Here is a 12,803-nt window from a genome sequence, read left to right on the forward strand (position 1 = left end):
CTTGGTTTATTAGGAAAACGCTCAAAGGAGCATTGCTGGAAAGTGCATGAGCCGGTGCAAATACCGCTTGACTTGTCGGGCGGAAACGGAAAGAATGTCTCACGTTTTCGAAACATCGTTTCAGGAGTTTAACCGGCAACGGTGTTTCGCGCAGTCTCTCAGGTTCTAGCACGGCCCTCGGAATGGCTAGAACTTTTTTAGCGCCACGGTCTCCGTGGCGCTTTTTTTTGCCCGTCCGCCCGGACGCGTCAGGCCCGTATTATCCCCCGATCGCAGAAAACGCCCGTCCGAACGTCCGACGGAGCATGCTTGCGCGCGATGCATTCGCGGCAGGTTCGATTCGCGCGCGCAAAAAAAAGCGCGATGCCCGCACTGGGCATCGCGCACAAACCGGCGTGGAGCGCCGACGAATGAACGGTGATGAAGAAAGGGGCGCCCGGCCAGGGACGCAAGGCCCCCTCGAGCGAAGCGGTCAGGCCTTCGCGAGCTTGATGCTGGTCTGCTCGGCCGTCAGGTAGCCGACGCTGGCGCCGAAGCGGTCCTTGAAGTTCGCGCGCACGAGCGGGTCGAGCGTCGGCTTGACCTTGTCGTGCAGCGGCGTTTCCCAGTCGCCCGCGTGCTGGAAGTTGCTCATGACGTAGGTCCAGCCGTTGATCTCGTCGACCGCGTGCAGGCCCGTCGATTCGGCGCCGGCCGGGCACGACAGCACGCGCACGAGCGATTTCGTGTCGACGTTGTAGGCCCACAGGAAGTTGTTCACGTGCATGCCCGAGTCTTCGCCGATGAAGAGCGTGCGCAGCTTCTCGGAGAACTTCAGGTTGTCCGGGTTCGCGATCTTGTCCGGGTTCGCGAGGTTGCCGAGCCCGTCGGCCGCGGCGAGATCCTCGCCGACGAGCGCGGCCGGCGCGCCCATGTCGACCGGCACCCATTCGCTGTCGATCGCGCCGCCCGTCGTGTCGCGCTGGCTACCCTTCAGGTTCAGCGCATAGACGGCGCCCGCGGCGATTTTCTTGTCGACCGCGACGTCGCGCGACACCGCGTTGCCCTTGACCATCGACGTCTCGATCCGCGACATCGCCGTATAGACGATCTTGTCCTTCGCGTTCACGGTCGTGCCTTCGAGCTTCGTGAACGCCATGCTGCCGCCGAGCAGCGCCGCGTAGCGGTGCGTCTCCAGGAACGCGGCCGCCTTCTCCATCCCCGGCTTCACGCGCATCCAGTTGAACTTGCCGCCGAAGTGGATCTTCGTGTAGCTCGCATCGTTCGGGTCGGTGGTCGTCAGGTCCATGATGTCCGACGCCTTCAGCGTGTTCGCGAGCGCTTCGATCTCGCTGCTCGTCGCGTGGCCGATCCTGATCCACGTCAGCGTCGCCGTGCCCGCGCCGGCGGACGACGTCTGCGCCCACTTTGCGACGTACAGCGTGCCGGCCGACAGGTCGGCCGCCTTGTCGGCGACGAACATGAACAGGCCGCCGTTGGTTGCGTCGTCGCCCATCATCACGGTGCGCTGGTCCGGCATCACCTGGATCAGCTCGTGCGAGATGCGGCCGAGGCAGTAGTGCTTCTTCACGGTGCCCGTGCCGTCCGCGTTCACGGTGATCTCGGGCAGGTGGCCGTAGTGGTAGGGATTCGCCTTCGTCTCGTCGCCGAACGTGTTCTTGCTGAACGCCTTGAACTGCGCGTCGGTCGCGGCCTTCGTCGCGTCCGGCTCGTACTCCTCGCTCGACAGGTGCGTGCCCCACGGCGACAGGCTCGCACCGCAGGTGATCCACAGGCCGTGCGCGTTCGACGTGTCGACGTTGTGGTACTTGACGACCTTCAGCGCGCCGGTGGCCGGATCCTGGTCGAGCGTGAGCACCGCGATCGGCGACGGCAGCTGGCCGTACTGCGATGCGCTGGCCTGGTCGCGCGTCGTGTATTCGAACTGCACGACCGCGAACACCGTGTTGCCCTTCACGCCGGGCACGTTCGCGTTCTTCAGCGTGAGCAGCGAGCTGCCGTCCGGGCAGTCGGAATAGAACTGGCGCTCCTTGCCGGCTACCGAGCGATCGATGATCGGCTGGTTGTTGATGTCGTAGTAACCGCCCGCGAGCGTCGTGCCGCCCTTGCCGTCCGGCACCATGTCGCCCGTCACGAAGAACGGCCGGTACGCGAGCTTGAAGTTGCGCGACGAACCGTCCGAGAACGACACCGACAGCGTCGAGCCGACCGTCGTCGTGGCCATTGCGGCCGCGTTGTCGAGCGTGGGTGCGGCCATCGCCGAGAACGTCGCCGACGTATAGGCGGCGGCGACCGGGGCCGGCGTCGACGTCGGATTGTCGTCGCCGCCGCAACCCGTCAGCAGGGCCGGCAGCGCGAGGCCGGAAAGGGGAAGCATCGGCGCGCCGGCGAGGATCTTCAGGGCCTGACGACGGGCAGCATTGGGCAACGCGGGCATGTGGAGTCCAGTTTCAGTTGTTGGAAGAATGGCCTTCGCGAAGCGCAAGCAGGCGATCGGCAAGCTCCGCGAAGGCAAAGTGAAAACTGGACGGAAGTGTAAGGACGCTCGATGAAAGTTTTTTGAATCAAAAACGTAATGCTGCGTCGGGCGTTCGTCAGGCACTCAGTCGCGTTCGGGCGTCGCCGAGATCCGGTGGATCGACAGGTCCGCGCCGTCGAATTCGGCTTCGCGGTCGAGGCGCAGCCCGACGGTCGCCTTCAGCGCGCCGTAGACGAGCGTGCCGCCGGCGGTTGCGATCGCGATGCCGCCGAGCGTGCCGACGAGCTGCGACAGGAACGACACGCCGCCGAGACCGCCGAGCGCGGGCAGGCCGAACACGCCGGCCGCGAGGCCGCCGAGCGCGCCGCACATCCCGTGCAGCGGCCACACGCCGAGCACGTCGTCGATGCGCCACTTGTTCTGCACGCAGGTGAACATCGCGACGAACAGCGCGCCGGCCGCCGCGCCCGTGACGAGCGCGCCGATCGGGTGCATCACGTCGGAGCCCGCGCACACCGCGACGAGGCCCGCGAGCGGCCCGTTGTACGTGAAGCCCGGATCGTTGCGGCCCGCCATCCACGCGGCGAGCGTGCCGCCGACCATCGCCATCAGCGAGTTCACGGCGACGAGGCCGCTGATCTTGTCGAGCGTCTGCGCGCTCATCACGTTGAAGCCGAACCAGCCGACCGCGAGCACCCATGCGCCGAGCGCGAGGAACGGGATGTTCGACGGCGGGTGCGCGGCGATCCGGCCGTCCTTCGCATAACGACCGTGGCGCGCGCCGAGCAGCAGCACGGCCGGCAGCGCGACCCAGCCGCCGAACGCATGCACGACGACCGAGCCCGCGAAATCGTGGAACGGCGCACCGAACGCGTGCGTGAGCCAGGCCTGCACGCCGTAGCGTTCGTTCCATGCGATCCCTTCGAAGAACGGATAGATGAAGCCGACGATGATCAGCGTCGCGACGAGCTGCGGATTGAACTTCGCGCGCTCGGCGATGCCGCCGGACACGATCGCGGGAATGGCCGCAGCGAAGGTCAGCAGGAAGAAGAAGCGCACGAGCGCGTAGCCGTTGTGCTGCGACAGCGTGCCGATGTCGTCGAAGAACTCGACGCCGTACGCGATCGTGTAACCGATGAGGAAGTACGCGAGTGTCGACACCGAGAAGTCGACCAGGATCTTCACGAGCGCGTTGACCTGGTTCTTCTTGCGGACCGTGCCGAGTTCGAGAAATGCGAAGCCCGCGTGCATCGCGAGCACCATGACGGCGCCGATCAACAGGAACAGTGTGTCGACGCCGGATTTCAGACCATCCATGCCGTGGTTTCCTTGCGCAAAAAACGGGCGAGGAACGCAAGTATCGAGCCAACTTGGTGAACGGTTGCGTGGAATTGGTGCTCAGGCACCACGTGGCGGGGCATTTCGGTGAATCGCGCCCGGTATTGACGCACGTATGGTTCGGGCCGGGGCCGCACCGTACGCACGCACGTGGTGCGGCGCGTGCGGAACTGGTGCGAATGGGTGCGGCGTGGTGCGGCGGCGTATGCCGTTACGCACCGATCTGGCGCGTCAGTGGCGCACGAACAGTTCTCGCGGCCGGCGCAGCCGCAGTGCGCACGCCGACCAGTACGCGGCGACGGTCGTCAGCCCGAGCGCGGCGAACGAGAGCGCCGCGAAACCCGTGAGCGACTGGCCGTCGCCGTCGGGACCGAGGATGCCTTGCGCGACGATCAGCGCGGCTGTCCAGAAGCCGATCACGGCCTGCGTGAGCAGGCGCGCGGACGTGACGCGGCGCGAGCGCCCGGCTTCGGCCAGGCGGCGCGCCGACGGAGGGCGCAGGCACAGGAACAGGGTGGCGGCGAGCAGCGCGGCCAGGGCGATGAACCAGTCGACGAGGAAAGCCATGACGGAAAAGGGGACACGTACGAAGCGGATTGAAGCGTGTCCACTTTAGTGGCGTCGTGCCTGCGATTGAATCAGACGAATCCGAAATTGAAAGGCATTTTTAATCACGGGTCGTCATTTGGCCTGTTCAACAGGCGGTATCATCGACGTCGGTCCAACCACGAGGCCGTGCGACGCGCGGCCGGAGATTGCTGATGAACATGAAGACATCGCGGGCGCGTCGCGTGCCCGGGTTCGCGCTGGCGGCCGTGGCTGCCGGTGCGCTGCTGTTGCTCGCGGGCTGCGAGAAGTCCGGCACGCCGGTCGCCCAACCCGATACGGCCGCGAGCGCGGCCGCCGATGCCGCGAACAGCGCGGCCAAGGCGCTCGACCAGGTCGCGAGCACCGTCAACCAGCAGCTCAACGCCGCGAAGGCCGGCATCGCGTCCGCGGCGTCGGCCGTGCCGCCGCTGTCCGCGAGCGGCCTCGCGTCCGCCGCGCAGGCGCAGATCGACGCGGCGGCTTCCGCGGTCGTCGCGCATGCGGCTTCCGAAGCCGGAGCGAAGATGGCGGAAGCCGGCAAGAAGCTCCAGCAGTGGAGCCAGCAGAACGCGTCGGGCGCGAAGCCCGCAAGCGGAGAATGACGCAGGCTTGCATGATCCGCAAAATGTAATTATTATAGTTACACATTGTCGCCGGCCGCGGTACGGGCCGGCGTCGCCGAGTGGGTGAGGAATGAATACCAGCAGCCGGTTCGCGTTTGCCGTCCACGTGCTCGCCTTGCTGTCGATGCAGGAAGGCGCGCCGCTGTCGTCCGACATCATCGCGGGCAGCGTGAACACGAATCCGGCGCTGATCCGCCGGTTGCTGTCGATGCTGGCGGGCGCGGGGCTGACCACGTCGCAGCTCGGCGCGGGCGGCGGCGCGCTGCTGGCGCGCGAGCCCGGCGAGATCACGCTGCTCGACGTGTATCGTGCGGTCGACGATGCCCAATTGTTCGCGCTGCACCGCGAGGCGCCGAATCCCGCGTGTCTCGTCGGGCGGCACATCCAGGGCGTGCTGATCGACTACATCGGCGACGCGCAGCGCGCGATGGAGGCATCGCTCGCCACGCGCACGCTTGCCGACGTAACGGCCGACGTGCTGGATTCGGAGCAGCGCAAGCAACACGCGGGGCGCGCCGGCGGGTGAGCGGCGGCAGGCAGAGCGCAGGAGGCCGGGCGGCGCGTGGGTGCGGCGATCGGCGCAACGGGGAATTCGCCTCGTTTTTTTCGGTCTTATATGTAATCAATTTAGTAACATTTTTTCGGAGAATCGATATGACGCAACGTACCTTGAATATCGCGCTGTTCGGCGCCACCGGCATGATCGGCTCGCGCATCGCAGCGGAAGCCGCACGGCGCGGCCATCGCGTGACCGCACTGTCGCGCAACCCCGGTGCGGCCGGCGACGGCATCACGGCGAAGGCGGCCGACCTGTTCGACGCGGCCAGCATCGCGGCCGCGCTGCCGGGCCATGACGTCGTCGCGAGCGCGTACGGCCCGAAGCAGGACGACGCGGCGAAGGTCGTCGCGGCCGCGAAGGCGCTGGTCGCCGGCACGCGTCAGGCGGGCCTGAAGCGGCTCGTGGTGGTGGGCGGCGCGGGTTCGCTCGAAGTCGCGCCCGGCAAGCAGCTCGTCGACAGCGAAGGCTTCCCGGAAGCGTACAAGGCGGTCGCGCTCGCGCACCGCGATGCGCTCGACTACCTGAAGACGGTCGGCGATCTCGACTGGACGTTCTTCGCGCCGGCCGCGCTGATCGCACCGGGCGAGCGGACGGGCACGTTCCGCACCGGCGTCGGCAAGCTGATCGCGGACGCGCAGGGCAACATCTCGGCGGAAGACTACGCGGTCGCGTTCGTTGACGCGCTCGAGCAACGCAGCTTCGTGCGCGAGATCGCGACGGTCGCGTATTGAGCGGTTTGGCGGCCGGTGCCGCGTGAGCGCCGGCCTGGCCCGGGCGCGGCACGCGAGCCGCAACGGACGGTACATGAGGCGATTCCACCTGGACGGGTGGAGTCGCCTTTTTCGTTTGGAGGGACGCGTGCCGGCTCGATCGCCTGCGCGGCGGATTCACGCGTACCGGATTGGTATTTATACCGGTCGACGCGGACAGGCGGTTTCCATATTGTTCCCCGTTATGCAGAATGCATAGAATAAATTTCTATCTACGAGGGACTGGAGAAATGGACGCCATCGATCGCAAGCTGCTGGAGCTGTTGCAGGCGGATGCCACGCTGCCGATCGCGGAACTGGCGCAGCGCGTGAACCTGTCGCAGACGCCGTGCTGGAAGCGCGTGCAGCGGCTGAAGGAAACCGGCGCGATTCGCGCGCAGGTTGCGCTGTGCGATCCGCGCAAGCTCGGGGTCGGCACGACCGTGTTCGTCGCGATCCGCACGAACCAGCACACCGAGGAATGGGCGCAGCGTTTCACGCAGGCCGTGCGCGACATGCCGGAAGTCGTCGAGGTCTACCGGATGAGCGGCGAGACCGATTACCTGCTGCGCGTCGTCGTCGCCGGCATCGACGATTACGACCGCGTCTACAAGCAGCTGATTCGCGCGGTGCCGCTGTTCGACGTCAGCTCGTCGTTCGCGATGGAGCAGATCAAGTATTCGACCGCGCTGCCCGTGCGCGATCATGCCGAGCCGGCCTGACGTGCTGCAGACGCTGCGCCGTTGCCGATCGCGCCGGCGGCGCGGGTTCAGCGGCCGCGCGCCAGTGCGCGCGCACGTTCGTCGGCCAGCGCGTCGCGGCGCACGAAATCCGCGACGAACGGGCTGGCCGGATGGTGATGCAGCGCGTACGGCGTGTCCCATTGCGCGAGCCGGCCGTCCTTCATCACGCCGATCCGGTCGGCGATCGCGAACGCTTCGGCCTGGTTGTGCGTGACCAGGATCGCGGTGTGGCCGGTGCGTTTCAGGATGTCGCGCAGTTCGAACGCGAGCCGTTCGCGCGTATCGACGTCGAGATTCGAGAACGGCTCGTCGAGCAGCAGCAGCTCCGGCGACGGCGCGAGCGCGCGCGCGAGTGCGATGCGCTGCTGCTGGCCGCCCGACAGTTCGTGCGGATAGGCGCCGCCGGATCCGGCGAGGCCGACGAGTTCGAGCAGCTCCGCGACGCGCGCACGGCGTTCGGCCTTCGGCATGCGCCGCAGGCCGAACGCGACGTTGTCGGCCGCGCTCAGGTGCGGGAACAGCGCATAGTCCTGGAACATCATGCCGATGCGCCGCCGCTCGGGCGGCACGTCGAGCGACGGCGCCGCGACGGGCGTGCCGTCCAGCACGATGCGCCCCATGCGCACGGGTTCGAAGCCGGCGATCGCGCGCAGCACGGTGGTTTTTCCGCAGCCCGACGCGCCGAGCAGGCAGCCGATGTCGCCGCGCGGCAGCGCGAGGCTCAGCCCGTCGACCACCGTGCGGCGGCCTTGCGGCGTGTCGTAGCCGAGGTGGAGGTCATCGAGTTCGAGCAGGTTCACGGGTTCAGGCTCCGATCTTGTGGCGGGTGCGGGCGAGCAGGATCACGGGCACGAGCCCGGCCAGCACGATCGCGAGCGCGGCGACCGCGCCTTCCTCATAGGTGCCGCGCGCGGCTTCCGCATACAACCAGGTCGCGAGCGTGTCGAAATTCAGCGGACGCAGCAGCAGTGTTGCCGGCAGTTCCTTCATCGCGTCGACGAACACCAGCAGCGCGCTCGTCGTCAGCGCGGGCCGCAGCAGCGGCAGGTGCACGCGGCGCAGCGTGCCGCCGGCCGTCTCGCCGAGCGAGCGCGACGCCTGTTCGAGCGACGGCGGGATACGCGCAAGGCCGGCCTCGATGCTGCCGGCCGGAATCGCGAGAAAGCGCACGGTGTATGCGATGACGAGCGCGGTCGCCGAGCCCATCAGCAGCAGTCCGTCGCGGCCGAGCACCGCGCCTAACAGCCGGTCGGCCGCCGCGAACGGGATCAGCAGGCCGATCGCGAGCACGGTGCCCGGCACCGCGTAGCCGAGGCCCGCGATCCGCGCACACACGCGGGCAGGGCCCGCGCGGGCGCTGTCGCGTTGCGCGCGCGCGGCCCATGCGACGACGAGCCCGCACGCGAGCGTCGCGGCGGTCGCGGCGGTGGCGATCGTCAGCGTGTTCGCGAGCCCCCTCATCAACTGCGCGGACACGCCGCCGACGAGATGCAGCCGCTTGCCGGTCTCGACCGCGAGATACGCGGCCGGCGCGCCGAAGCCGAGCAGCACGGGCAGCCAGCCGAGCACGGCGGCGCCCAACGCGGCCGTGCCCGTCAGGCGGCGCGGCGCGATCGGCCGCATGCGCCGGCCATGCGCGTAGCGCTGGCGGCGGCGTCCGTAGCGTTCGAGCACGATCATGCCGACGACGATCGCGAGCATCGCGAGCGCGATCTGCGCGGCGCCGGCGAGATCGGAGCGCGTGATCCACGTCGTGTAGACGGATACGGTCAGCGTTTGCACGCCGAGGAATTCCGATGCGCCGATGTCGTTCAGCGTTTCGAGCAGCGCGAGGCTCACGCCGACCGCGATCGCCGGCCGCGCGAGCGGCACGACGACGCGCCAGAACGTCGCGACGCGCCCCGCGCCGAGCGTGCGCGCGGCTTCGAGCAGGCTCGCGGACTGCGTGACGAACATCGCGCGCGTGCTCAGGTACACATACGGATACAGCACGAAGCCGAGCACGAAGATCGCGCCGGGCAGCGAACGCAGGTCGGGCAGGCGGAACTGGCGCGGGCTGTCGAGGCCGAGCAGCCAGCGGATCGCGCCCTGGACGGGGCCGATCGGGTGCAGCAGGTCGAGATACGCGAACGCGACGATGTAGGTGGGGACCGCGAGAGGCAGCAGCAGCGCCCACGTCAGCATCCGGCGGCCGGGAAAGTCGTATGCGGTAACGAGCCATGCGCAGCCCGTGCCGACGATCGACACGATCGCGCCGACGCCCGCGAGCAGCAGCAGCGTATTGACGAGCGCCTGCGGCAGCACGAATTCGGCGAGATGCCGCCAATGCGCGAGATCGGCGTCGAACGCGGCGGCCACGAGCACCGCGAGTGGCGCCGCGACCGCTGCGGCGATCGCCAGCGCCGCGAGCAGCCACAGGCTGCCCGCGCGCGGCCGCAGGCGCGGCCGATACGGCTGGCGGCGCGCGCCGGCGGACGATGCGTCAGTTGTCAAAGCCGACCTTGTCGACGAGCTGGCTCGCCTGCTTGCGATGCTTCGCGATGTCAGCCAGCGACAGCGGATCGACCTTCAGCGTGCCGAAGCTCGCGATCACCGGGTCGAGCTTCACGTTCGCGCGCACCGGGTATTCGTAGTTCGCCTGCGCATACAGCGCCTGCGCTTCCGGCGACACGAGGTATTCGAGCAGCTTCACCGCGTTGGCCTTGTGCGGCGCGTGCTTCGCGACCGTCGCGCCGCTGATGTTCACGTGCGTGCCGCCGCTCTTCGCGTTCGCGAACGTCGGCCGCACGACCTTGATCGCGTCGCCCCACTTGCGTGCATCGGTGCCCGGCTCGGCGTTCTTCATGTGACCGACGTAGTACGCGTTCGCAAGACCGACGTCGCAGATGCCGCCGAGGATGTCGCGCGCGACGTCGCGGTCGCCGCCCGTCGCCTTGCGCGCGAGGTTCGCCTTCACGCCGCGCAGCCACTTCTCGGTCGCGGCTTCGCCGTCGTGCGCGATCATCGCGGCGACGAGCGCCGTGTTGTACGGATGCTGGCCCGAGCGGATGCAGACCTTGCCCTTCCATTTCGGGTCGGCGAGATATTCGTAGCGGAACGCATCGACCTTCAGGTCCTTTTCGACGTACAGCACGCGGTCGCGCAGCGACAGTGCATACCAGTCGCCGTTCGCGCCGCGCAGGTTCGCGGGAATCGCATCGTCGAGCACCTTCGAGCGCACCGGCTGCGTGAGCCCGCCGTCGACGAGATCGAGCAGGTTGCCGACGTCGACCGTCATCAGCACGTCGGCCGGCGACTGCGCGCCTTCGGCCTTCACGCGCTCGAGCAGGCCGTCCTTCACGAACACCGTGTTGACCTTGACGCCGCTCTGTTTCGTGAACGCGTCGATGAGCGGCTGGATCAGCTTCGGCTCGCGGGTGGTGTACAGGCTCACTTCCTCGGCCGCATGGGCCAGCGGCGCGAATGCGGCCGCGGCAAGGGCGAGGGCGCCGGCGAGCGGCAGCAGGCGGGTGCGCGGATTCGACATGAAGACTCCGGTGGGGCAGGTGGACGAGGGGAGCGTTCCGGGGCGCGCCTGCCGCCCGAGCGATCCGGAACATTACGAAATGAAAGACTCCGGATTCTAGATCGAAATGGGAATGATTATCAAATGAAAGCTTGCGGTGGGCGGTAGGGAAGGCAGGGACGGGGATCGGAAACGGGGCGTCGCGGCGGGGGCGCAAGCGCGTAGAATGCCCGCTTCGACGAATTTGACGGAATCGCCCCGACCATGAACGATCAGCGCAAGAAGAACCCTGTCCGCAACGTGAGCATCCTGATCGTCGTGGCCGTGCTGCTCGTGATCGGGACGATCCTGTACAACGCGATTTCGCAGAAGCACGCGTACGACGAGGCCCACCCGGCCGAGGCCGCGAGCGCGGCATCGCATTGACGTGCCGGTGCGCGGCCCGGTCGGGCCGCGTACGGCGTGCATGCGAAAGGGGGCAGCCCGCGGCTTCCGGCGCGGCAGGCGCCGCGCGGAGCAGGGAAAGGAAGCGGGCGCCGAAACCGGCGCGCCGCGCGGGCAGGTCAGCCGTGCGTCAACGTGACGCGGGCGCTAAGTTCGGGCGGATCCGGGCGTAGAACAGGGCCGCGAGCAGTGCGAGCCACGCTGCGCCGACATACAGCGCGACGCGCGTATCCTCGAACCAGCCGAGCATCACGATCACGAAACCCATGAACGCGATCGTCAGTGCCGGCGCGACCGGCCACAGCGGCACCTTGAACTTCAGCGCCGCAACTTCGGCGCTCGACAGGCGGCGGCGCATCGCAACCTGCGACAGCAGGATCATCAGCCACACCCACACCGTTGCGAACGTCGCGATCGCCGCGACCATCAGGAACACGTCCTTCGGCATCAGGTAATTGAGCAGTACGCCGACGAGCAGTGCACCGGCCATCACGAGCACCGTGACCCACGGCACGCCGTGCCGCGACGTCGTCGTCAGCACGCGAGGCGCCTGGCCCTGCCGCGCCATCCCGAACATCATCCGGCCCGCGCCGAAGATATCGCTGTTGATCGCAGAGATCGCCGCGCTGATCACGACCAGGTTGAGGATCGTCGCGGCCGACTTCACGCCGAGCGCCGAGAAGATCTGCACGAACGGGCTGCCGTCGCCGCCGACGCCCGTCCACGGGCTGATCGACATCAGCACGACCATCGTCAGCACGTAGAACAGCAGGATGCGCGCGGGCACCGCGTTGATCGCGCGCGGAATCACGCGCTCCGGGTCCTTCGCCTCGCCGGCGCTCATCCCGATCACCTCGATCCCGCCGTACGCGAAGATCACGACCGACAGCGACGCGATCAGCCCGCCGATACCGTTCGGCAGGAAGCCGCCATGGTTCCACAGGTTCGCGAACGTCGGCACGTCGGCCGAATGGCCGAAGTGCATGCCGGTCAGCAGGATCGCGACGCCGCCGCCGATCATCGCGACGATCGCGCCGACCTTGATGATCGACAGCCAGAACTCGAGTTCGCCGAACACCTTCACGTGGCACAGGTTCAGCCCGCAGATGATCGCGACGACCGCGAGCACCCAGATCCATTGCGGGACATCCGGAAACCAGAAGCCCATGTAGATGCCGAACGCGGTGATGTCGGCGATCGCGACGATCACCATTTCGAGCGTGTAGGTCCAGCCCGTGACGAATCCCGCGAACGGGCCGAGGTTCTCGGTCGCGTAGTGGCCGAACGAGCCGGCGACGGGTTCGCGCACGGCCATCTCGCCGAGCGCGCGCATCACCATATAGACGGCCGCGCCGCCGAGGATGTACGCCAGGATCACGGCCGGGCCCGCGAGCTGGATCGCGGACGCCGAACCGTAGAACAGGCCCGTGCCGATCGCCGAGCCCAGCGCGAGAAAGCGGATGTGCCGCGCGCTCAGGTGGCGCTGCAAGTTTTTCATCGAGTCTCCGATATCGTTATGCGACGGACCGGGCGAGCGGGACCGGTCCGACTGCGTCAAGTTGTATATACAACTTGAGTGTGAACGAATGATAACAATTCGGGCCCGGTAACCGGAATCGGGTATTCCCTGACTGGTGCGACGAGCGGAATAGGGCGTGGGGCGGTCGCGCGACGGATGCGCGGGCCGCGTGGAGCGGGCGGATCATGCTTCGAGGGTTCGTTGAATCGGGGAACGCCGGTGGCCGGGCCGCGGCGTGCGCGGGCCGGCCACCGGC

General features: G+C 67.8%; 12 protein-coding genes. 5 read left to right on the forward strand and 7 right to left on the reverse strand.

Going from position 1 to position 12,803, the window contains the following annotated elements; translation table 11 throughout:
- Positions 1–472 precede the first annotated feature (472 nt).
- The 3 genes from ACM6JT_RS00485 to ACM6JT_RS00495 form a co-directional block, all read right to left on the reverse strand.
- Entirely contained in the window at positions 473–2,437 is a 1,965-nt protein-coding gene (locus ACM6JT_RS00485; protein ID WP_034183160.1) for a PhoX family protein, read from the reverse strand.
- 165 nt (positions 2,438–2,602) lie between these two features.
- Positions 2,603–3,796: an ammonium transporter gene (locus tag ACM6JT_RS00490; RefSeq protein WP_072435941.1), complete on the reverse strand. Its 1,194-nt coding sequence runs from the start codon at positions 3,794–3,796 to the stop codon at positions 2,603–2,605.
- Positions 3,797–4,048: 252 nt separating this feature from the next.
- Positions 4,049–4,384, reverse strand: coding sequence for a hypothetical protein (locus ACM6JT_RS00495; RefSeq protein WP_034183162.1), 336 nt, complete (start codon positions 4,382–4,384; stop codon positions 4,049–4,051).
- A gap of 194 nt (positions 4,385–4,578) precedes the next feature.
- Between ACM6JT_RS00495 and ACM6JT_RS00500 the strand changes: the two genes are divergently transcribed.
- From ACM6JT_RS00500 to ACM6JT_RS00515, 4 genes are all read left to right on the forward strand, one after another.
- Entirely contained in the window at positions 4,579–5,007 is a 429-nt protein-coding gene (locus tag ACM6JT_RS00500) for a hypothetical protein (RefSeq protein ID WP_105390758.1), read from the forward strand.
- A 91-nt stretch (positions 5,008–5,098) separates the two neighbouring features.
- Positions 5,099–5,554, forward strand: coding sequence for an Rrf2 family transcriptional regulator (locus ACM6JT_RS00505; protein WP_034183164.1), 456 nt, complete (start codon positions 5,099–5,101; stop codon positions 5,552–5,554).
- 128 nt (positions 5,555–5,682) lie between these two features.
- On the forward strand, positions 5,683–6,318 hold the full coding sequence (locus ACM6JT_RS00510; protein WP_414855775.1) for an NAD(P)-dependent oxidoreductase: 636 nt from the start codon (positions 5,683–5,685) through the stop codon (positions 6,316–6,318).
- Between the two features lie 269 nt (positions 6,319–6,587).
- On the forward strand, positions 6,588–7,058 hold the full coding sequence (locus ACM6JT_RS00515) for an Lrp/AsnC family transcriptional regulator (RefSeq protein WP_034183166.1): 471 nt from the start codon (positions 6,588–6,590) through the stop codon (positions 7,056–7,058).
- 47 nt (positions 7,059–7,105) lie between these two features.
- Here the strand turns inward: ACM6JT_RS00515 and ACM6JT_RS00520 are convergent, their stop codons facing one another.
- The 3 genes from ACM6JT_RS00520 to ACM6JT_RS00530 are packed head-to-tail and all read right to left on the reverse strand — an operon-like array spanning position 7,106 to position 10,605.
- On the reverse strand, positions 7,106–7,879 hold the full coding sequence (locus ACM6JT_RS00520) for an ABC transporter ATP-binding protein (RefSeq protein ID WP_414855776.1): 774 nt from the start codon (positions 7,877–7,879) through the stop codon (positions 7,106–7,108).
- Positions 7,880–7,883: 4 nt separating this feature from the next.
- Positions 7,884–9,572: an ABC transporter permease gene (locus ACM6JT_RS00525; protein ID WP_414855777.1), complete on the reverse strand. Its 1,689-nt coding sequence runs from the start codon at positions 9,570–9,572 to the stop codon at positions 7,884–7,886.
- Complete coding sequence (locus tag ACM6JT_RS00530) at positions 9,562–10,605, reverse strand: Fe(3+) ABC transporter substrate-binding protein (protein WP_414855778.1); 1,044 nt, start codon at positions 10,603–10,605, stop codon at positions 9,562–9,564. The genes ACM6JT_RS00525 and ACM6JT_RS00530 overlap by 11 nt, the downstream gene beginning before the upstream one ends.
- A gap of 243 nt (positions 10,606–10,848) precedes the next feature.
- On the opposite strand from ACM6JT_RS00530, the gene ACM6JT_RS00535 reads away from it, so the two are divergent.
- Complete coding sequence (locus ACM6JT_RS00535) at positions 10,849–11,010, forward strand: hypothetical protein (RefSeq protein WP_006476417.1); 162 nt, start codon at positions 10,849–10,851, stop codon at positions 11,008–11,010.
- A 148-nt stretch (positions 11,011–11,158) separates the two neighbouring features.
- On the opposite strand, the gene ACM6JT_RS00540 is transcribed toward ACM6JT_RS00535, so the two are convergent.
- Positions 11,159–12,526 (reverse strand): amino acid permease, encoded by a 1,368-nt coding sequence (locus ACM6JT_RS00540; protein WP_105390765.1) that lies wholly within the window; start codon positions 12,524–12,526, stop codon positions 11,159–11,161.
- Positions 12,527–12,803 lie beyond the last annotated feature (277 nt).

Origin of the sequence: Burkholderia sp. IT-111MI5 (genome assembly GCF_949752865.1) — a bacterium.
Lineage (GTDB): Bacteria > Pseudomonadota > Gammaproteobacteria > Burkholderiales > Burkholderiaceae > Burkholderia > Burkholderia pyrrocinia_C.